At 69.7% G+C, this 18,258-nt stretch carries 18 protein-coding genes; 8 read left to right on the top strand and 10 right to left on the bottom strand.

The window, feature by feature from the left end:
* Window positions 1–594, top strand: a complete 594-nt coding sequence (locus A4W93_RS08385; RefSeq protein ID WP_085750188.1) for a Crp/Fnr family transcriptional regulator — start codon at window positions 1–3, stop codon at window positions 592–594.
* On the opposite strand, the gene cysC is transcribed toward A4W93_RS08385, so the two are convergent.
* Window positions 566–1,162: an adenylyl-sulfate kinase gene (cysC, locus tag A4W93_RS08380; protein ID WP_085750187.1), complete on the bottom strand. Its 597-nt coding sequence runs from the start codon at window positions 1,160–1,162 to the stop codon at window positions 566–568. The genes A4W93_RS08385 and cysC overlap by 29 nt on opposite strands.
* 115 nt (window positions 1,163–1,277) lie before the next feature.
* Between cysC and xth the strand changes: the two genes are divergently transcribed.
* Window positions 1,278–2,054, top strand: coding sequence for an exodeoxyribonuclease III (xth, locus tag A4W93_RS08375; protein WP_085750186.1), 777 nt, complete (start codon window positions 1,278–1,280; stop codon window positions 2,052–2,054).
* 92 nt (window positions 2,055–2,146) lie between these two features.
* Here the strand turns inward: xth and ntrC are convergent, their stop codons facing one another.
* The 7 genes from ntrC to A4W93_RS08340 all read right to left on the bottom strand — a co-directional run bounded on the left by ntrC (window position 2,147) and on the right by A4W93_RS08340 (window position 9,819).
* Complete coding sequence (ntrC, locus tag A4W93_RS08370) at window positions 2,147–3,700, bottom strand: nitrogen regulation protein NR(I) (RefSeq protein WP_085750185.1); 1,554 nt, start codon at window positions 3,698–3,700, stop codon at window positions 2,147–2,149.
* Window positions 3,701–3,743: 43 nt separating this feature from the next.
* Window positions 3,744–4,841, bottom strand: coding sequence for a nitrogen regulation protein NR(II) (gene glnL, locus A4W93_RS08365; RefSeq protein WP_085750184.1), 1,098 nt, complete (start codon window positions 4,839–4,841; stop codon window positions 3,744–3,746).
* Complete coding sequence (locus A4W93_RS08360; RefSeq protein ID WP_085750183.1) at window positions 4,838–5,368, bottom strand: hypothetical protein; 531 nt, start codon at window positions 5,366–5,368, stop codon at window positions 4,838–4,840. Before A4W93_RS08360 ends, glnL begins: the two co-directional genes overlap by 4 nt.
* Window positions 5,369–5,576: 208 nt before the next feature.
* Window positions 5,577–6,992 carry a type I glutamate--ammonia ligase gene (gene glnA / locus A4W93_RS08355; protein ID WP_085750182.1) on the bottom strand — a complete coding sequence of 472 codons (1,416 nt, stop codon included), beginning with the start codon at window positions 6,990–6,992 and terminating at the stop codon, window positions 5,577–5,579.
* A gap of 263 nt (window positions 6,993–7,255) precedes the next feature.
* Window positions 7,256–8,074: a competence/damage-inducible protein A gene (locus A4W93_RS08350; RefSeq protein ID WP_085750181.1), complete on the bottom strand. Its 819-nt coding sequence runs from the start codon at window positions 8,072–8,074 to the stop codon at window positions 7,256–7,258.
* A gap of 7 nt (window positions 8,075–8,081) precedes the next feature.
* On the bottom strand, window positions 8,082–8,963 hold the full coding sequence (locus A4W93_RS08345) for an EI24 domain-containing protein (protein WP_085750180.1): 882 nt from the start codon (window positions 8,961–8,963) through the stop codon (window positions 8,082–8,084).
* Between the two features lie 43 nt (window positions 8,964–9,006).
* Complete coding sequence (locus A4W93_RS08340) at window positions 9,007–9,819, bottom strand: TIGR00266 family protein (RefSeq protein ID WP_085750179.1); 813 nt, start codon at window positions 9,817–9,819, stop codon at window positions 9,007–9,009.
* 137 nt (window positions 9,820–9,956) lie between these two features.
* On the opposite strand from A4W93_RS08340, the gene A4W93_RS08335 reads away from it, so the two are divergent.
* Both A4W93_RS08335 and A4W93_RS08330 read left to right on the top strand, forming a co-directional pair.
* The gene (locus tag A4W93_RS08335; protein WP_085750178.1) at window positions 9,957–11,162 is read left to right on the top strand and encodes a GGDEF domain-containing protein; all 1,206 of its coding nucleotides are present in this window, start codon (window positions 9,957–9,959) and stop codon (window positions 11,160–11,162) included.
* Window positions 11,163–11,253: 91 nt separating this feature from the next.
* A complete protein-coding gene (locus tag A4W93_RS08330) occupies window positions 11,254–12,921 on the top strand; it encodes a Na/Pi cotransporter family protein (protein WP_085750177.1) in 1,668 nt (555 codons plus the stop codon).
* On the opposite strand, the gene A4W93_RS30020 is transcribed toward A4W93_RS08330, so the two are convergent.
* The gene (locus A4W93_RS30020) at window positions 12,918–13,088 is read right to left on the bottom strand and encodes a hypothetical protein (protein ID WP_169726522.1); all 171 of its coding nucleotides are present in this window, start codon (window positions 13,086–13,088) and stop codon (window positions 12,918–12,920) included. The two genes, A4W93_RS08330 and A4W93_RS30020, sit on opposite strands and share 4 nt — an antisense overlap.
* 210 nt (window positions 13,089–13,298) lie before the next feature.
* On the opposite strand from A4W93_RS30020, the gene A4W93_RS08325 reads away from it, so the two are divergent.
* Genes A4W93_RS08325 through A4W93_RS08310 form a run of 4 tightly spaced genes read left to right on the top strand, consistent with a single transcriptional unit; the run spans window position 13,299 to window position 17,869 of the window.
* Window positions 13,299–15,239, top strand: a complete 1,941-nt coding sequence (locus A4W93_RS08325) for an arylsulfatase (RefSeq protein WP_085754083.1) — start codon at window positions 13,299–13,301, stop codon at window positions 15,237–15,239.
* Window positions 15,240–15,297: 58 nt separating this feature from the next.
* The gene (locus A4W93_RS08320) at window positions 15,298–16,272 is read left to right on the top strand and encodes a formylglycine-generating enzyme family protein (protein WP_237357786.1); all 975 of its coding nucleotides are present in this window, start codon (window positions 15,298–15,300) and stop codon (window positions 16,270–16,272) included.
* The gene (locus A4W93_RS08315; protein WP_085750175.1) at window positions 16,269–17,054 is read left to right on the top strand and encodes a MetQ/NlpA family ABC transporter substrate-binding protein; all 786 of its coding nucleotides are present in this window, start codon (window positions 16,269–16,271) and stop codon (window positions 17,052–17,054) included. The genes A4W93_RS08320 and A4W93_RS08315 overlap by 4 nt, the downstream gene beginning before the upstream one ends.
* Window positions 17,051–17,869 carry a YkgJ family cysteine cluster protein gene (locus A4W93_RS08310; protein ID WP_085750174.1) on the top strand — a complete coding sequence of 273 codons (819 nt, stop codon included), beginning with the start codon at window positions 17,051–17,053 and terminating at the stop codon, window positions 17,867–17,869. Before A4W93_RS08315 ends, A4W93_RS08310 begins: the two co-directional genes overlap by 4 nt.
* On the opposite strand, the gene A4W93_RS08305 is transcribed toward A4W93_RS08310, so the two are convergent.
* On the bottom strand, window positions 17,842–18,168 hold the full coding sequence (locus tag A4W93_RS08305) for a hypothetical protein (RefSeq protein ID WP_085750173.1): 327 nt from the start codon (window positions 18,166–18,168) through the stop codon (window positions 17,842–17,844). The two genes, A4W93_RS08310 and A4W93_RS08305, sit on opposite strands and share 28 nt — an antisense overlap.
* Window positions 18,169–18,258: the final 90 nt, after the last annotated feature.

Raw genomic sequence — 18,258 nt, 5'->3', positions numbered from 1 at the left:
ATGAACGACGCACCGAGCACCCTGCTGAGGCTGCTGGACACCCTCGCCCCCGCACCGCTGCCCGAACGGGAGCGCGTGCAGGAGGCGCTCACCGTGCGCTTCCTGCCGGCCGGCGCCGCGGTGTTCCACCAGGACACGGCCCACCCCCACGTGCACGCCGTGCGATCGGGCCTCGTCAAGCTCGCCTACCTGGGCGAGGACGGCTCCGAGTGGATCAAGTCGTTCGTCGCGGAGGGCGGCTTCTTCGCGAGCCTGGCCGCGCTCGCACCGGGCGGCCGCACGACGTTCCTGGCCGCGGCGATCGAACCGTCGTGCATCGAGGGTCTCCCGCATGCGGTGCTGGAGGATGTCGCGTCGCGCCACCTCGTGTGGTCACGGGCGCTGCACACGCTGGCGATGGTGCACGCCTCCCGCAAGGAACAGCGCGAGCGGGAGCTGCTGACGCTGGACGCCGAGGCGCGCTACCGGCGTTTTGTCGCCGACCACCCCGGCCTGCACCTGCGCGTGCCCCAGAAGGACCTGGCGCGGCACCTCGGCGTCACGCCGGTGGGCTTCAACCGGATCGTCAGACGGGTGCGTCAGGCTGCGGCGTGAACGTGGCCGGCGTGAACGTGGCCGGACTGAAGTCGCGCAGCGCCTGAAGCACGTCCTCCACGGATTGCGCCACGGTGCGCGACACGGTGGACACCTCCACGGCCGGCTCCACCACCGGCTCGAACGGCACGTTCACCCCCACGAGGTTGGAGATCTCTCCGGCCCGCGCGCGGGCGTAGAGGCCCTTCATGTCCCGCGCGGCGCACACATCGACCGGCGTGTTGATCCAGACCTCGAGGAACGGCACCGCGGGCTCCAGCACGGACCGCGCGAGCTGGCGCGCGACCCGGTACGGCGAGATGCACGCGACGATGGGCAGCAGGCCCTGCTGCGCGAACAGCTTCGCGACCACCGCGATGCGCCGGCCGTTCTCGAGCCGGTCGTCGCGGGAGAAACCGAGGCCCACGTTGAGCGTGCGGCGCAGCTCGTCGGCATCGAGCACCACGTGGCGCACGCCGATCTCGCCCAAGCGCGCCGCGAGGCCGTTCGCGATCGTGGTCTTGCCCGCACTCGGCAGGCCCGCCAGCCAGATGCAGGGGGGCGGAGTTCTCGCGTGGGGATCGCTCATCGTGAAGGAGGCTTGGGGGACGGCGGATGATACCCACGGACTCCGCCGGCCGCGTGACCGGGGTCAATGGCCGTCTCGCGCGACAATGCGCGTTCCACCACCGCGTGACCGCGCCATGAAAATCGCCACCTGGAACGTCAACTCCCTCGCCGTGCGCCTGCCGCAGGTGCTCGACTGGCTGAACACGCACCGGCCCGACGTGCTGGTCCTCCAGGAAACCAAGCTCACCGACGACAAGTTCCCCGGCCCCGACTTCGAGGCGGCCGGCTACGTGTCCCACTGGTTCGGGCAGAAGACCTACAACGGCGTGGCCATCCTGTCGCGCCGCCCCGTCACCGACGTGGTCCGCAACATCGTGGGCCACGAGGACACGCAGGCCCGCGTGATCGCCGCCACCGTCGACGACGTGCGCGTGATCGGCGCGTACTTCCCGAACGGCCAGGCGCCCGACTCCGAGAAATTCGTCTACAAGATGGCCTGGCTCGACGCCATCCGCCGCTGGATCGGCGAGGAGCTGGTGCGCCACCCGAAGCTCGTGCTGCTGGGCGACTTCAACATCGCCCCGGAAGACCGCGACGTGCACGACCCCGTGCTGTGGGCCGGCCAGATCCACTGCACCCCGGAGGAACGGGCGCAGTTCCAGGGCCTGCTGGGCCTCGGCCTGCACGATGCCTTCCGGCTCTTCGACGACCAGCCGCCGAAGCCGTGGACGTGGTGGGACTACCGCAACCTCGCGTTCCGCAAGAACCAGGGGCTGCGCATCGACCACATCCTCGTGAGCGACGCGCTGAAGCCGCACGTGGGCGCCTGCACGATCGACAAGGTGCCGCGCAAGAACGAGCGGCCGAGCGATCATGCGCCGGTGGTGGTGGACATCTCGCTCGAATCGTAGAAGAGCGTGTCATCCCGGCGGAGGCCGGGACACTGGGCAGATGCCGAAGGTCCCGGCCTGCGCCGGGATGACAGTGCCGATGAAGGAACGGTTCAGTCCTCCAGCCCCAGCTCCTGGATCTTGCGCGTGATGGTGTTGCGCCCGATGCCGAGCTTCTGCGCGGCCTCGATGCGCCGCCCGCGCGTGATCTCGAGCGCCGTGTGGATCAGCTGCGCCTCGAACTTGCGGGTCAGCGTGTCCCACACCTCGGGCAGGCCGGCCTGCAGCATGGTGCGCGACTCGCGCTCCAGGTCCGCCAGCCAGTGCGTGGGCACCGACGCGCCCCCCGGCGACATCACGGGCGAGGCCGCGATGGCGTCGGCGTTCGACGGGTAGACCACGGCCGGCGGCACCCAGGGTGCGGCGGCCGGCATGGCGGTGGCGGGCGCGTGTTCACCGTTCACGGACTCGGCCGCGGGCGGCGGGGTCAGCGCACGGGGCAACGCCATCGGGTCGCCACCCATCAGTTCGGGCGGCAGGTCCTTCGGCTCGACGACCTGCGCGGGCGCCATCACGGTCAGCCAGTGGCAGATGTTCTCGAGCTGGCGCACGTTGCCGGGGAAGTCGAACTGCATCAGGCGCGACAGGGCGCTGTCGGTGATGCGCTTGGCCTCGACACCCAGCTCCTTCGCGCTCTTCTGCAGGAAGAAGCGGGCGAGCGCCGGCACGTCCTCGCGCCGCTCGCGCAGCGCGGGCAGGCGCAGGCGGATCACGTTCAGGCGGTGGAACAAGTCTTCCCGGAACGCGCCGAGCTTGACCCGCTCCTCGAGGTTCTGGTGGGTGGCGGCGATCACGCGGACGTTGCTGCGCAGCGGGTTGTGCCCGCCCACGCGGTAGAACTGCCCGTCGCTCAGCACCCGCAGCAGGCGGGTCTGCAGGTCGAAGGGCATGTCGCCGATTTCGTCGAGGAACAGCGTGCCGCCGTCGGCCTGCTCGAAGCGGCCGCGCCGGGTGGTCTGCGCACCGGTGAAGGCACCGCGCTCGTGGCCGAACAGTTCGGACTCGAGCAGGTCCTTCGGAATGGCCGCGGTGTTGATCGCGACGAACGGCCCCGCGGCGCGCGGGCTGTGCTTGTGCAGCGCATGGGCCACCAGCTCCTTGCCGGAGCCGGACTCGCCGGTGATCAGCACGGTGACGATGCTCTGGCTCAGGCGGCCGATGGCGCGGAACACGTCCTGCATCGCGGGGGCCTGGCCCAGCATCTCGGGCATCTGGGCCATGCGCTCGTCGCGGACCTCCTCGCGCACGCTTTCGTCGAGCGCGCGGCGGATCAGCTCCACCGCCTTCGGCACGTCGAAGGGCTTGGGCAGGTATTCGAAGGCGCCGCCCTGGAACGCGCTGACCGCGCTGTCGAGGTCGGAGTAGGCGGTCATGATGATGACCGGGAGGCCGGGGTGGCGCTCCTTCACCTTGGTCAGCAGCTCGATGCCCGAGCCGCCCGGCATGCGGATGTCGGAGACCAGCACCTGGGGCGCTTCGTCCTCCAGGGCGAGGAGGACCTCGCGGGTGTTGGTGAAACTGCGGACCGCCAGTTCCTCGCGGGCCAGGGCCTTCTCCAACACGAAGCGGATGGATTGGTCGTCGTCAACGATCCAGATGGGTTTCATGCCGTGCCTGTGGTTGTGTTCCCCCGACACGAGCCCCGATGGCTCAAGGCAGAGGAATCACGATCTTGAAAATGGTCTGGCCCGGTTGGCTCTCGCATTCGATCATGCCCTGGTGTTGCTGCACGAACGTCTGCGCCAGCGTGAGCCCCAGACCCGACCCGCCATCGCGTCCCGATACCAGCGGGTAGAAGATGCGATCCCGGATCGACTCGGGGACTCCCGGGCCGTTGTCCTCGATATGCAATTCCAATGCCAATCGATAGCGCTGCTTGCCCAGCGTGACCTGCCGGGCGATGCGCGTGCGCAGGATGATGTTGGCGTCGCCCTGGGCGATGCGTTCGACGAGCGCCTGCGCCGCGTTGTGCGCGATGTTCAGCACGGCCTGGATCAGCTGCTCGCGGTCGCCGCGGAAGTCGGGGATCGAGATGTCGTAGTCGCGGCGGACCTGCAGCCCGCGCGGGAACTCCGCCAGGATCAGTGACCGCACCCGCTCGCACACCTCGTGGATGTTCACGTCGCTCACGACGTGCGGCTTGCGGTGGGGCGCCAGCAGCCGGTCGACCAGCGCCTGCAGGCGGTCGGCCTCGTTGATGATGACCTGGGTGTATTCGGTGAGCGCCCGGCTCTCGACTTCCATCTCGAGCAGCTGGGCCGCGCCGCGGATGCCGCCGAGCGGGTTCTTGATCTCGTGGGCCAGGTTGCGGATCAGCTCCTTGTTGGCCTGGGCCTGGCCCAGCGCCCGCTCCTCGCGGTCCTGGCGGGTCTGCTGCTCGATCTCGACGAGCTCGACGATGACCTGGTCGGGCCGGTCCATCTGGTTCACGATGACGTGGACCGGGAGCGGGTCGCCGTGGACCTGCAGCGGCCGGCGCAGCTGGCCGTCGAAACGGCTGGTGGCGAAGTCGTTGCGCGCGACGGCCGACACGGTGTCGCGCACGAGCTGCGACTCGACGAACCAGTCGAACAGCGAGCCGCGCTGCACGTTGCGGCGCGACAGGCCCAGCACGTTCTCGAACGCGGAGTTGGCGAAGAGGCAGTTGCCGTCGCGGTGGACGACGGCCACCATGGTGGCCAGGTGATCGAAGGCCTGCCAGGCGGCCACGGCGCTCGCGGCGCCGGCGGTGCGGGGAGAAGCGCTCACTGGGGCATCTTGCTGAGTTCGCGCTTGAGCGCGGCCACGTCGCTTTCCTTGCGGGCGAGGTTCGCCTTGAGCTGGGCGGTGCGATCGAGGTACTTCTGGTAGTTGCGCTCGTCGCCCAGCCGCTCGGGCTCGCCGTTGTTGTATTCCTTCTTCATCGCGGCCAGCGCTTCCTCTTCCTTGCGCAACTCGGCCTCGAGGATGCGGCGCGCGTCGTTGTCGCGGGCACGCTGGTCCTCCGCGGTCACCTTGTTGCCGCCCCCCTCGGTCGAGCCGCCGCGCGGCGTGGCCGGGGCGGCCCCGGCCGCCGGGCCGGTGCGCTTCGGGGAGGCGATCACCGTGATGGGCGTGCCTTCGAGCGTCGTGCAGCCCTTGTCCTTGGCCTCGCGGGCCGAGAGGCTGTCGGTGTAGAGCACCGGATTGCCCGGGCAGCGGTAGACCGGCTTGCCCGATTCGCTCTGCGCGAACGCGCCCGCACCGACCGTCGCCAGCACCACGGCGATCGTTGCCTTCACGCCAATTCGACTCATGCACTTCACCTTCCGTTCAACGCCCCGTGTGAGGCGGGAGATCGCTCCATTGTGGCCGAACGCGACCCTCCATGGAGAAGACCGCCGCGCCGCCGCGACGTTCCCGAGCACAAACCCCAACAAAAAAGGGACGGCCGGAGCCGTCCCTCGTTCCTCCACCCGCACCGGACCGCCTGCGCGGCCCGGAGGGTGTCGATCCCCGGGGGGATCAGAGGCTGTAGTACATGTCGAACTCGACCGGGTGGGTCGCCATGCGGAAGCGGGTGACTTCCTGCATCTTCAGGTCGATGTACGCATCGATGTAGGCATCGGTGAACACGCCACCCTTCGTCAGGAACGCGCGGTCCTTGTCGAGGTATTCCAGAGCCTGGTCGAGGCTGTGGCAGACCGTCGGGATCAGCTTGTCTTCTTCCGGCGGCAGGTGGTACAGGTCCTTGCTGGCGGCTTCGCCCGGGTGGATCTTGTTCTCGACGCCGTCCAGGCCGGCCATCAGCATGGCCGAGAAGCCCAGGTACGGGTTCATCAGGGGATCCGGGAAGCGGGCTTCGACGCGACGGCCCTTCGGGTTCGCCACGTACGGGATGCGGATCGAGGCCGAGCGGTTCTTGGCCGAATAGGCCAGCTTCACCGGGGCTTCGAAGCCAGGCACCAGGCGCTTGTAGCTGTTCGTGCCGGGGTTCGTGATGGCGTTCAGGGCACGGGCGTGCTTGATGATGCCGCCGATGTAGAACAGCGCGAACTCGGACAGACCGGCGTAGCCGTCACCGGCGAACAGGTTCTTGCCGTCCTTCCACACGGACTGGTGGACGTGCATGCCCGAGCCGTTGTCGCCGACGATCGGCTTCGGCATGAACGTGGCCGTCTTGCCGTACGAGTGGGCGACGTTCTGGATCACGTACTTCTGCAGCTGGACCCAGTCGGCGCGACGCACGAGCGTGTTGAACTTCGTGCCGATTTCCATCTGGCCGGCGTTCGCCACTTCGTGGTGGTGCACTTCGACCGGGATGCCGAGGGACTCGAGCACCAGGCACATTTCCGAGCGCATGTCCTGGCCGCTGTCGACCGGGGGCACGGGGAAGTAGCCGCCCTTGACGGCCGGGCGGTGGCCCGAGTTGCCGTGCTCGTATTCCTTGCCCGTGTTCCAGGCGGCTTCCTCGGATTCGATCTTCGAGAAGCAGCCCGACATGTCGTTGCCCCAGCGGACGTTGTCGAACACGAAGAATTCGGGTTCCGGGCCGAAGAAGGCGGTGTCGCCCAGGCCCGAGGCCTTCATGTAGGCTTCGGCGCGCTTGGCCAGCGAACGCGGATCGCGCTCGTACGGCTTGCCGTCACCCGGCTCGATCACGTCGCAGGTGAGGATCAGGGTGGGTTCTTCGAAGAACGGGTCGATGTTGGCCGTCTCGGGATCGGGCATCAGCTGCATGTCCGAGGCTTCGATGCCCTTCCAGCCAGCAATCGAGGAGCCGTCGAAGGCGTGGCCCGACGTGAACTTGTCTTCATCGAAGTGCGAGACAGGCACGGAAACGTGCTGCTCTTTGCCGCGGGTGTCGGTGAAGCGGAAGTCAACGAACTTGACTTCGTTTTCCTTCACCATGTTCATCACGTCGGCGACGGTCTTTGCCATCAGGAACTCCTAGCGAGGCGCTTTTGGGCGGGGTGGATTCGAAATGTTGAACGAGCTTTCCGGGGCCGGCAGGGGCCCCGAAATGCGCACAGGAATGTAGCAGAAAGCATGCCCGTCATGACCATACCGCGGGCGTGATCACGCTGCTTTTTGCAGGCGATGCGCGGCCCCGCGGCGCGATTGACGTCAATGTGCGCGCGGATCGTTCACTGGAAGGCTGGAAGTCGCCCGAATCACACCTTTTTGGTGCGTTTCGACTTGCGTCAACGCACCAACTCGGGGCCCAACTTTGCACCATGATCATGCAGGCCGTCAAGCAGGTGGCGGTAGGCCGCGGCCACCCCGTCGCCCGTGCCCTTCACCCCGAGTTCGATGTGGCGGCCCCACTCCGGGTGGTCCACGCTCGGCAGGCTGAAGACCTTGATGCCGGCGAACCGCGCCTCGATCTCTTCCATCAGCGGCGTGAGCGTCGCCTCCATCGCGCCGAACACGATGACCGACTGCTCGCGCTGGGCGTCCGTGCGGTGCAGGTGCTTCAGGCGCTCGTCGAGCACCCACTCGATCATCGGCCACGCCATCACCGGGAAGCCCGGGACGAACCAGACGCCGCCGTCACCCGCCTTCACCGAAAAACCGGCGATGCGGTTGTAGGGGTTCGGGATGATCTCGGCGCCTTCAGGGAACACGCCCATGTTGAGGCGGTGGACGTTGTCGTCCCGGTCCGGCTCGAAGGGCTGGCCCTGCTCGGCCGCGACCTCGCGCATGCGCTGGTGGATGAGGTCGCGGGCCTCGGGGTGCAGCACGAGCGGGCGCCCGAGCGCGCGGCCCGCGCTCTGCCGCGTGTGGTCGTCGGGCGTGGCGCCGATGCCACCGCAGCTGAAGACGATGTCGCCGTCGCGCGCGGCGCCCTCGAAGGCGTCCCGCAGGTCCGCGGCGATGCGGTCCGGGTCGTCGCCCACGTACCGCGCCCAGGCCAGCGAGAGGCCCCGCGCCGCGAGCAGGTCGATCACCTTCGGCAGGTGCTTGTCCTGGCGCTTGCCCGAGAGGATCTCGTCGCCGACGATGATGAGGCCGAAGTTCATGGCAGTCTCACAGGGGAGGAAGTAGGGGAGGCAGCGTGGCCTGGTCGCCCGGCTCGGTGACCGGCGTGGTGGGGGCGGGCACCGGTGCCGCGGCCTGTTCGAGCCGCAGCGCCTGCAGCGCCGACAGCCCGTAGTGCGCGAACCAGAGCGCCGAGAACGCGAACACCAGCGTGTAGATCCAGATGGCCACGGGGATCAGCACCGGCGCCGCCGCGACGAACACCCAGCCCGAAGCCCACACGAGCGACGGCGCGGCACCGAGGTAGCCGGTGATCACGCCGATGGCGAAGAGGAAGGGGCGGTGCCGCCGGATCACCTCGCGACGTTCGTCGCGCGTGGCATGGTCGGCCAGCACGTCGTAGCTCATCACGCGGTACGTGAGCCAGCCCCAGATCAGCGGCGGCAGCAGCAGCACGAGCGGCGGGATGAGCCAGAACGGCATCGACACGACGATGGCCAGCAGCGCGACCAGCGTGGCCCCGAAACCGCCCACCACGCAGTAGAGGAACGAGCCGCCGTGCCGCGCCTCGAGCGTGGCGAACCGGCGCGACGCCACGAGGCGCACCATCGCCGGCGTCATCATCGTGGCCACCGCCAGCAGCGAGAGCACGACGATCACCGGCGTGGCGAGCAGCAGCACCAGCAGCGGCGGCAGCACCGACTTCAGCCCGGCGAGGCCCACGCTCGCGAGCCAGTCGTGGGCCGCGTGCACGAGGTGCCACGAGCCGAGGAGCGCGGAGACGGCATCCATCGCCGGCTCCCAGAAGAACCACCCGGCCCCGAACGCGATGGCCACCATCAGCGCCAGCGGCAGCAGCGAGTACAGGATCACCCGCACGTGCAGGCAGTAGGCGGCCGCGCGCCACAGCGAATCGATGAACAAGGTCATGCGCGGAGGATAACGGGCCGGCGCACGAAGCGCCGGCCCGGTGTCATTCGTCGTCGCCGCCGAGAATGCCCCCGAGGATGCCGCCACCCGCGAAGCCGCCGAGCACCGAACCTTCCTCGCGGCTGCCGCCACGCTGCGGCGCCGCGGCGAACACGCGCGAGGCCAGGCGCGAGAACGGCAGGCTCTGCAGCCACACGGTGCCCGGGCCGGTCACCTTCGCGAAGAACAGGCCCTCGCCTCCGAAGAGCGCGGTCTTGATCTTGCCGACGTACTGGATCTCGAAGTTGACGTTGGGCGTGAACGCGACCACGCAGCCCGTGTCGATCAGCAGCGTCTCGCCGACCTGCAGCTCGCGCCGGACCACCGTGCCGCCCGCGTGGACGAACGCGAGGCCGTCGCCCTCGAGCTTCTGCATCACGAAGCCCTCGCCGCCGAAGAAGCCCACCGACATCTTCTGCTGGAAGTAGATGCCGAGCGACACGCCCTTGGCCGCGCAGAGGAACGCGTCCTTCTGGCAGATCAGGGTGCCGCCGAGCTTCGACAGGTCCATCGGGAGGATCTTGCCGGGGTACGGCGCCGCGAACGCGACCTTCAGCTTGCGCGAGGTCTGGTTCGTGTAGACCGTCGTGAAGAGCGACTCGCCCGTCACGAGGCGCTTGCCCGCCCCGAGCAGCTTGCCGAGGAAGCCGCCCTGCTGGGCCGACCCGTCGCCGAAGACGGTGTCCATGCCGATGCCGGCCTCCATGTACATCAGGCTGCCGGCTTCACCCACCGCCGCCTCGCCCGGGTCGAGCTCGACCTCGACGAACTGCATCTCCGAGCCCTTGATCTCGAAATCCACCACATCCATTGCCACGTCAATCTCTCCGCAAGTCGTTGTGAGGGAGGACTTTCCTCCCTTTGGGGGGTGCGCCACCGGCGTTTCTCGCACATACGGGGGAAGCCACCGCGAGAGTCACGCCGGAGAATCACCCATCGATTCTGACATCGGCCATGACCTTCCACCCGCCCACCTTGCTGCTGTGCTCCGTGCTGGCCATGGCCATGTCGGCGGGGCTGATGACGCTCTTCGCGTTCTCCCAGCGCATCTACCGCGGGTATTTCCACTGGACGGCCGCCCAGGCCCTCGCCGCCCTCGGCCTCGGCCTGCACCTGCTGCGCGACACCCACCCCGCCGTGCTGCCGGTCGCCAACCTGCTCGTGCTGCAGTGGCCGGTGCTGCTGCTCGCCGGCCTGCGCCGCTTCTACCAGCGCAAGGAGATGACCCTGCCCGCCGCGTTCGACTGGGCGCTGCTGGTGGGTGGGTACCTGCTCTGGCTGAGCACCTGGATCTCCCAGGCCGACCTGATGTGGCGCATCGCCGCGTTCTCGTTCGCCGCCGGCGCGCTGGCCCTCTACACCGCCGCCCTCCTCGTCCGCCTGGACGGCTACGCCACCAGCGCCGGCCTGAAGACGCTCAGCGTGGCCCTGTTCGTCTCGTGCGGCATGCACGTGTGGCGCATGGTCCACAGCGTGATCGTCCGGCACGACCCGGATTCGGCCCAGGTCCTGCTGCTGGCCGGCGCGGTGATCCCGGTGATGCTGTCGCTCGTGATGGTGTACCTCGCGCTGCTGCTCACGTACGAGCGCACGCAGCACGACCTCGGCGAATCGCAGCGGCAGCTGCGCGAGCTCGCGAACATCGACATGCTGACCCAGGTGCCCAACCGCCGCCACTTCCACGAACTGGCCGGCCGGCTGCTGGCGTCTCCGGGGGCGGCCCACGGCGCCTCGCTGCTGATGTTCGACATCGACCACTTCAAGGGCATCAACGACCGCTTCGGGCACAAGGCCGGCGACGAGGCCCTGTGCGACGTGGCCCGCAGCCTGCGCGACACGCTGCGCGTGGGCGACGTGGCCGGGCGCATCGGTGGCGACGAGTTCGTCGTGGTGCTGCCCCACACGACAGTGGAGGAGGCCGTCGCGGTCGCCTCGCGCATCGTCGACCCGCTCGCCAGCCGGCCCCAGATGCCGCTCGGCCTGAGCTTCGGCGTGGTGCGCGTGGAGGCGGGCGAGTCCGTCGATGCTGCACTGCACCGTGCCGACCAGGCCCTCTACGAGGCGAAGCGGCAGGGCCGCAGCTGCGCGGTGATCGCCACCGGCGACAACGAGAACCCGGTGTTCGCCGAAAGCATGCCCCTGGGGCTGATGCCGATGTGATTCCCCGCTCCGGCGCCCCGAGGACTAGACTCGGGGCGGGCCCGGCATTTGCTGGTCCCCGGTTCATGTCCTTCAGGAGCCCGCCGCCTCCATGCAGTCGTTGCTGAACCTGCTCGCCGCCATCGCCCTGCTCGTGTGGGGCACCCACATCGTGCGCACCGGAGTGCTCCGGGTGTTCGGCGAGAACCTGCGGCAGGTGCTCTCGCGCAGCTTCGGCAACCGCTTCCGGGCGATGCTGGCCGGCATGGGGGTCACCACGGTAGTCCAGTCCGGCACCGCCACCTGCCTCATCGTCGCCTCGTTCGTCGGCAAGGGCCTCGTCACCACCACCGCCGCGCTCGCGGTCATGCTGGGGGCCGACGTCGGCAGCAGCCTGATGGCGGTCGTGTTCTCGTTCGACCTCTCGTGGCTGTCGCCACTGCTGATCTTCGTGGGCGTGGTGATGTTCACCGGCCGGCAGGCGAGCGCCGCCGGACGCATCGGCCGGGTGCTGATCGGCCTCGGGCTCATCACGCTCGCGCTGCACCTCATCGTGGAAGCCACGCGCCCGCTCACCGCCTCGCCGGCCGTGCGGGCGCTGCTGGTCGCGCTGCCCAACGAGATCCTGCTCGACATCGTGGTGGGCGCCGCACTCACCGTGGTCTCGTACTCGAGCCTGGCCATCGTGCTGCTCACCGCCACGCTCGCCGAGACGGGGCTGCTCACCACGCCCGTCGCGCTGGGCCTCGTGCTGGGCGCCAACGTCGGCAGCGGGTTGCTGGCCCTGGTCGCCACCGGCAAGGCCTCGCCCGAGGTGCGCCGGCTGCCGCTCGGCAACCTGCTCTTCAAGCTGATCGGCGTGCTGGTGGCCATCCCGTTCATGGGCCAGGTGCACGTGCTGCTGCAGGACCACTTCGACACGGTGCACCAGCAGGTCGTCACCTTCCACCTCGCGTTCAACCTCGCGCTGGCGGTGCTGTTCATCGGCTTCACCGCCCCCGTCGCGCGGCTCGTCAACCGGCTGCTGCCGTCCGTGGACCCGAGCGCCAGCAACACCCGGCCGCGCCACCTCGACCCGATGGCCATCGCCACGCCGTCGCTCGCCATCAGCTGCGCCGCGCGCGAGGCGCTGCACCAGGCCGACATCGTGGAGACCATGCTGCGCGGCATGCTGCCCGTGATCCGCAACAACGACCTGCAGCTCGCCGAGCAGCTGCGGCAGATGGACGACACGGTGGACGACCTCTACGCCGCCATCAAGTTCTACCTGACGCAGGTGTCCCAGGAGGCGCTGTCCGAACGCGAGGGCCGGCGCTGGGCCGACATCATGTCGTTCACCATCAACATGGAGCAGGTGGGCGACACCATCGAGCGGGTGCTGCAGGACGTGGAGGACAAGAAGGTGCGCAAGAACCGCAGCTTCTCCGACGCGGGCATGGCCGAGATCGTGCACCTCCACGAGGTGCTGCTCACGAACCTGCGGCTCGCGATGAGCGTGTTCCTCGGCGGCCACGTGCGCGACGCACAGCGCCTGCTGGAGGAGAAGGCGCGCTTCCGCGACCTCGAGCACGAGTACGCCGCGAGCCACCTCGCGCGCCTGCGCGGCAACACCGCGCAGAGCATCGAGACCAGCTCGCTGCACATCGACCTGATCAGCGACCTGAAGCGCATCAACTCGTTGATCTGCTCCATCGCGTACCCCATCCTGGAGTCGCACGGGGCACTGTCGAAGACGCGCATCCGGTCGTCGCAACTCGCCGACCTGGTCGACGAGCCCTAGGAGGGATCCTTGCCGCGGGTGCGGGACACCCCGGTGAACATCCCGATGCCGAGCAGGATCACCGAGCCGATGGCCACGTAGAGCCCCGGCACGCCCGCGGTCACGAGACCCCAGGCCACGCCGGCGATGAAGATGACGAAGCCCGTCAGGTACAGGGCGAATGACATGTCGCTCTCCTTGTGTGGTCGATGCCGATCGCATCTTCGCCACCGGCCGCGGCCCGCGGGAGCGGACAAGCCGGACATGTCGTGTAGGGCAACGCGCTGCGCCGCCGACAGGAAACGCATGAGGGTCCGCGATTTTTGTGCTTCGTGCGCGACAGACCGGGCGATAGGCTGCGAGCCCTTTCACCCACCTTGTTCCCCATGCAGCAGAAGATGCCCCTCCGCAGGCACCGCTTCCGGAAGACCGCCCTCGGCCTCGTCGCCCTGAGCCTCGCGCTCCAGGGCTGCGGCGGCAGCGACGACGACACCGTGGCGACGACCCCGCCCCCGGCCACGCTCGCCAAGCGCCCCAACATCCTGTTCATCATGGCCGATGACCTCGGCTACTCGGACGTCGGCGCATTCGGCGGCGAGATCAGCACGCCCCACCTCGACGCCCTCGCCGCCTCCGGCCGGCTGCTGACGAACCACCACACCGGCACCGTCTGCGCGATCACGCGCTCGATGCTCATCTCGGGCACCGACCACCACCTCGTCGGCGAAGGCACGATGGGCGCGCCGAACGACGAGCGCCGCGGCCTGCCCGGCTACGAGGGTTACCTGAACGACCGCTCGCTGTCGGTGGCCCAGCTGCTGAAGGACGCCGGGTACCACACGTACATGGCCGGCAAGTGGCACCTCGGCTCGAACATCGCGACGCCCGCCACGCCAGTGCCGCTGGGCACCGCCGGCCACACCCCCGACCAGTGGGGCTTCGAGAAGAGCTTCGCGCTGATGGGCGGCGCGGCCAGCAACCACTACTTCCACGAGACCGCCACGTCGAAGAACTACACCGAGAACGGCGCGTACATCCAGCCGGGGCAACCGGGTCAGCCCGGCACGGGCAGCTACTCCACCGACTTCTACACGCAGCGCCTGATCAGCTACATCGACGCCAACAAGGGCGACGGCAAGCCGTTCTTCGCGTACGCCGCGTACACGTCGCCCCACTGGCCGCTGCAGGTGCCGGAGCCCTGGCTCAGCAAGTACAAGGGCCGCTACGACGCAGGCTACGAGGCGATCCGCGCCGCGCGCATCGCGAAGCAGAAGCAGCTGGGCATCATCCCGCAGGACTTCACGCCGTACGCCACCGACCCCGAGACGCTCACGTCCTCACCGGCCTCGGCCAACAACGGCACCGCGAGCGCGAAGTACATCAACGCCGTCAACGGCCCCGCCGACGGGTACGTGGACCACGGCGCCGGCCGCGTGTCGAAGAAGTGGGACAGCCTGACCGCGCTCGAGAAGAAGGCGCAGGCGCGCTACATGGAGATCTACGCCGGCATGGTCGAGAACCTCGACCACAACATCGGCGTGCTGATCCAGCACCTGAAGGACATCGGCGAGTACGAGAACACGCTGATCGTGTTCCAGTCCGACAACGGCGCCGAGGGCTGGCCCATCGCGTCGGCCTCGACCGACCCGAAGGCCACCGACGAGGCGAACGCCGCCGACGCGGTGTACGCGACGCTCGGCACCGACAACGGCCTCACGTCGGCCAAACGCCTGCAGTACGGCATCCGCTGGGCCGAGGTGAGCGCCACGCCGTTCCGCCAGACCAAGGGCCACTTCGGCGAAGGCGGGGTCGGCACGCCGCTGATCGTGCGCATGCCCCACCAGGCGAAGGCGGCCGGGAACTTCACGTCCTTCACGCACATCGTCGACCTGACGGCCACGTTCCTCGACGCGGGCCAGGCCAAGCTGCCCACCGAGGCCGCGCCGCCCAGCATCAACGCGATCACGGGTGTCGACCAGAACAAGGGCAAGGTCGTCTACGACAGCCGCTACGTCTACCCGGTCACGGGCCAGTCGCTGCTGCAGGTGCTGCTCGGCAACTCGTCGGCCTCGGTGCGCAAGGCGCCGTTCGCGGACGAGTCCTACGGCCGCGCCTACGTGACGAGCACCGACGGCAAGTGGAAGGCCCTGTGGACCGAGCCGCCCCACGGCCCGGCCGACGGCCACTGGCAGCTGTACGACCTGACGAAGGACCGGGGCGAGAACAACGACCTCTCCGCCACGAATCCCGACGTGCTCAAGGGCCTGGTCACCGACTGGAAGACGTACATGACGTCGGTGGGCGGTGTCGAACCGCTGCGCCCGGTCGGCTACTACTGACGGGAGCGCCAGCGTGACCTTCTCCACGCGCTGGCGCGTGGCCGTTGCCGTGGGCGCCGTGGCGCTCACCGGCAGCGGCTTCGCGCTGTATTCCACCGCGGCCCCCACGCCGCTGCGCGCGGCTCTCGGCACCGAGGCGCAGTGCGCGGCCTATGGCGGCCTCCCGGCCGGCTGGGGCGCCGACACCAGCGCCGGCATGGTGCGGGTGCCCGGCGGCGACTTCAGCTTCGGCAGCACCAAGGGCTACCCCGACGAACGCCCCGCGTCGTCGAAGCCCGTGAAGGTGCCGTCGTTCTGGATCGACCAGACCGAGGTCACCGTCGCCCAGTTCGCCACCTTCGTGAAAGCCACCGCGTACGTCACCGAGGCGGAGCGCCAGGGCGGCGCGGTCGTCTTCCACCAACCCACCGACGCCGAGATGAACGCCCGCCCCTACGCGTGGTGGACCTTCGTCAAGGGCGCCGACTGGCAGCACCCCGGCGGACCCGGCAGCACCATCGATGGCATGGGCCATGTGCCCGTCACCTTCGTCACCCAGGCCGACGCCCTCGCCTACGCGCGCTGGCTCGGCCGCGACCTGCCCACCGAGGTGGAGTGGGAGTACGCCGCCAAGCTGGGCCAGCGCGGCGACACGCTCGACGCCGCCCCGCGCGACGGCGCCGGCAAACCCACCGCGAACTACTGGCAGGGCATCTTCCCCGCGTTCGACGCGAAGCAGGACGGCCACGCGGGCCTCGCCCCGGTCGGCTGCTACGGCGCGAGCCCCGCCGGCCTGCACGACATGATCGGCAACGTGTGGGAGTGGACCCGCGACCCGTACACCGGCCCGCACCAGCCGCACATGAACGGCGACACCGCCGCCGTGGCCGCGCCGTTCCACAAGCCGAACCAGGGCATGGTCATCAAGGGCGGCTCGTACCTGTGCTCGCCGGACTTCTGCGTGCGCTACCGCGCGTCCGCCCGCGAATCGCAGGAGGCCGACCTCGCCACGGCCCACATCGGCTTCCGCACCGTCGCGAGGGACACGCGATGAAGCGCCGCACCTGCCTGCTCGCCGGCGCGGCAGCGCTGTGGCGGCCGGCGTTCGCGACCGCCCCGCGCGACGTTGCCGTGGGCGTGCTGCCCGGGCCGCATGCCGAGATCATGGCGGTCGTGCGCGACGTCGCCGCGGCGCAGGGCCTCGCGCTGCGCCTCGTCGAACGCGAAGGCGGCCGCGCGATCAACGACGACGTGGCCGGGGGCCGGCTCGACGCCGCCTGCTTCCAGGACGCCGTGGCCTTCGCCGCGGAACCCCGCCGCCAGCCCGCGCCGCTCGTCGAGGTGGCCGCCACCGTGACCCTGCCCGTCGCGATCTACTCGCGGCGCGTCGCCTCGGTCCGCCAGCTGCCGCGCGGCGCGTCGATCGGGATCCCTCGCGAACGCGCCGCCGCGTCGCGCGCGCTCGTGCTGCTGCACAACCACGGCCTCGTCGAACTCCGCGACGGCTCGGGCCTCACGGCCACGCCGCGCGACGTGACCGGCATCCGCTACGGCTTCAAGCTCGTGCCCCTGCCGCAGGACCGTCTCGCCGACGCGCTGCACCGCCTGGACGCCGCGGTCATCGACCGCCCGCACGCGGTGCGCGCTCAGCTGATGCCGGCACGCGACTCCATCGGCCTCGAGGACGCCCGCACCCCGTGGGCCGGCGTGCTGGCCGTGCGCGACGGCGACCGCGCCGCCGGCTGGGTGCACACGCTGGTGGCGTCGTACCGCAGCGAGCCGGTCAAGCGGTTCATCCTGGCGCAGTACCAGGACTCGGTGCGCAGGCCCTGGTGAACACCACCGTCTCGTTCCACTGCACGGCCTGCGGCAAGTGCTGCAACTCGCCGCCGGCGATGACGGTGCCCGAACTGCTGCACCACGAGGACCTGTTCGTCGGCGCGCTGGGCGTGCGGTGCGACCCGGCGGGCCTTTCGCTCGCGACGATGGCGCTCGACTTCCCGTCGCTCGAGGCTTGCCCGGCCCGCCTGCCCGACGGCCTGTGCGGCATCCACACGAACCGCAAGCCCGCGATGTGCGGCACGGTGCCGCTCGACCCGCACCACGCCGACGACCGCCAGCACGTCGTGCTGTTCAGCCGCACGACCGGTGCCGGCTACGTCGGCGCCGAGTGCATCGTGCCGGGCCGGCGCGAGGGCCTGCCCGTGCTGGTGGCCGACGGCGAGGTCGCCGACCCCGGCTACCGCACGCAGCTGCACGGGCACCGTGGCGCCCTCGACCGCGAGACGCAGGAATGGGGCGGCGCGGTCTCCGCCCTGCTGCGCGGGCAGATGGCTCCGCCCGCGGCCGGCGACGTGGTCACGCTGCCGCTGGTGCCGGTGCTGGCCGTGCTGGCGGCGAGGTCCGATGCGGCGCGCCGGCGGTGCCTGCGCTACGTGCGGCGGCAGCGGGTGCTGCTCGACCGCAAGGTGGACGAGGGCCTGGCCCGGAAACACCCGCGGGACAAGCCCGTGACGAAGGAGTTCCGCGCGTACGCCGCGGCCTACGAGCGGCTGGAAGCGGCGCTGGCACGCGGCGGCGTGGCCGCCACCGCGACGGCGGCCGAAGCCCTCCGCACCGAAACCTACCTGGACGCCGCCGAGGCCGCCTGAGCCGCCGCGCGGGGCGGGCAGCGGAAGCGCATCTTGAAGATCGGCACGTTGCCGGTCATGTTCCAACCCTTCGAGGCCTGGGCCTCCAGCACCTCGAGGTCGCCGCCCCGTGCGTCACAGTAGGCCACGGCCTCGGCGCGCGACTCGTCGGCGAGCTTGTCGGCCGGCGGGTACTGCGTGGGCGACTCGCGCACGAGGAAGTACACGCCCGGCGCCCCCGACATCGGCTGGATGCCGGGACCCGTGGTGCACCCCGCGAACGTCAGGCCGGCCGCGAGCGTCAGCAGCATCTTGTGCATCGAAATGTCTCCGGAATGTGGAAGGGCCCCGACACCATCGTAGCGACAGCGGCCGACCCGGGCTACGATGCCACGACCAGACGCCCCACA

Origin of the sequence: Piscinibacter gummiphilus (assembly GCF_002116905.1) — a bacterium.
Lineage (GTDB): Bacteria > Pseudomonadota > Gammaproteobacteria > Burkholderiales > Burkholderiaceae_C > Rhizobacter > Rhizobacter gummiphilus.
The sequence above is the reverse complement of the archived record's forward strand: the minus strand, read 5'-3'. Positions and strand labels throughout refer to the sequence as shown.

Coding starts and splice junctions, on each gene's coding strand:
- A4W93_RS08325 (WP_085754083.1), top strand. CDS start 13,299: ATGCCCCTCCGCAGGCACCGCTTCCGGAAGACCGCCCTCGGCCTCGTC.
- xth (WP_085750186.1), top strand. CDS start 1,278: ATGAAAATCGCCACCTGGAACGTCAACTCCCTCGCCGTGCGCCTGCCG.
- A4W93_RS08330 (WP_085750177.1), top strand. CDS start 11,254: ATGCAGTCGTTGCTGAACCTGCTCGCCGCCATCGCCCTGCTCGTGTGG.
- A4W93_RS08385 (WP_085750188.1), top strand. CDS start 1: ATGAACGACGCACCGAGCACCCTGCTGAGGCTGCTGGACACCCTCGCC.
- A4W93_RS08345 (WP_085750180.1), bottom strand. CDS start 8,963: ATGACCTTGTTCATCGATTCGCTGTGGCGCGCGGCCGCCTACTGCCTG.
- A4W93_RS08350 (WP_085750181.1), bottom strand. CDS start 8,074: ATGAACTTCGGCCTCATCATCGTCGGCGACGAGATCCTCTCGGGCAAG.
- A4W93_RS08335 (WP_085750178.1), top strand. CDS start 9,957: ATGACCTTCCACCCGCCCACCTTGCTGCTGTGCTCCGTGCTGGCCATG.
- glnA (WP_085750182.1), bottom strand. CDS start 6,992: ATGGCAAAGACCGTCGCCGACGTGATGAACATGGTGAAGGAAAACGAA.
- A4W93_RS08305 (WP_085750173.1), bottom strand. CDS start 18,168: ATGCACAAGATGCTGCTGACGCTCGCGGCCGGCCTGACGTTCGCGGGG.
- A4W93_RS08315 (WP_085750175.1), top strand. CDS start 16,269: ATGAAGCGCCGCACCTGCCTGCTCGCCGGCGCGGCAGCGCTGTGGCGG.
- ntrC (WP_085750185.1), bottom strand. CDS start 3,700: ATGAAACCCATCTGGATCGTTGACGACGACCAATCCATCCGCTTCGTG.
- A4W93_RS08360 (WP_085750183.1), bottom strand. CDS start 5,368: ATGAGTCGAATTGGCGTGAAGGCAACGATCGCCGTGGTGCTGGCGACG.
- A4W93_RS30020 (WP_169726522.1), bottom strand. CDS start 13,088: ATGTCATTCGCCCTGTACCTGACGGGCTTCGTCATCTTCATCGCCGGC.
- cysC (WP_085750187.1), bottom strand. CDS start 1,162: ATGAGCGATCCCCACGCGAGAACTCCGCCCCCCTGCATCTGGCTGGCG.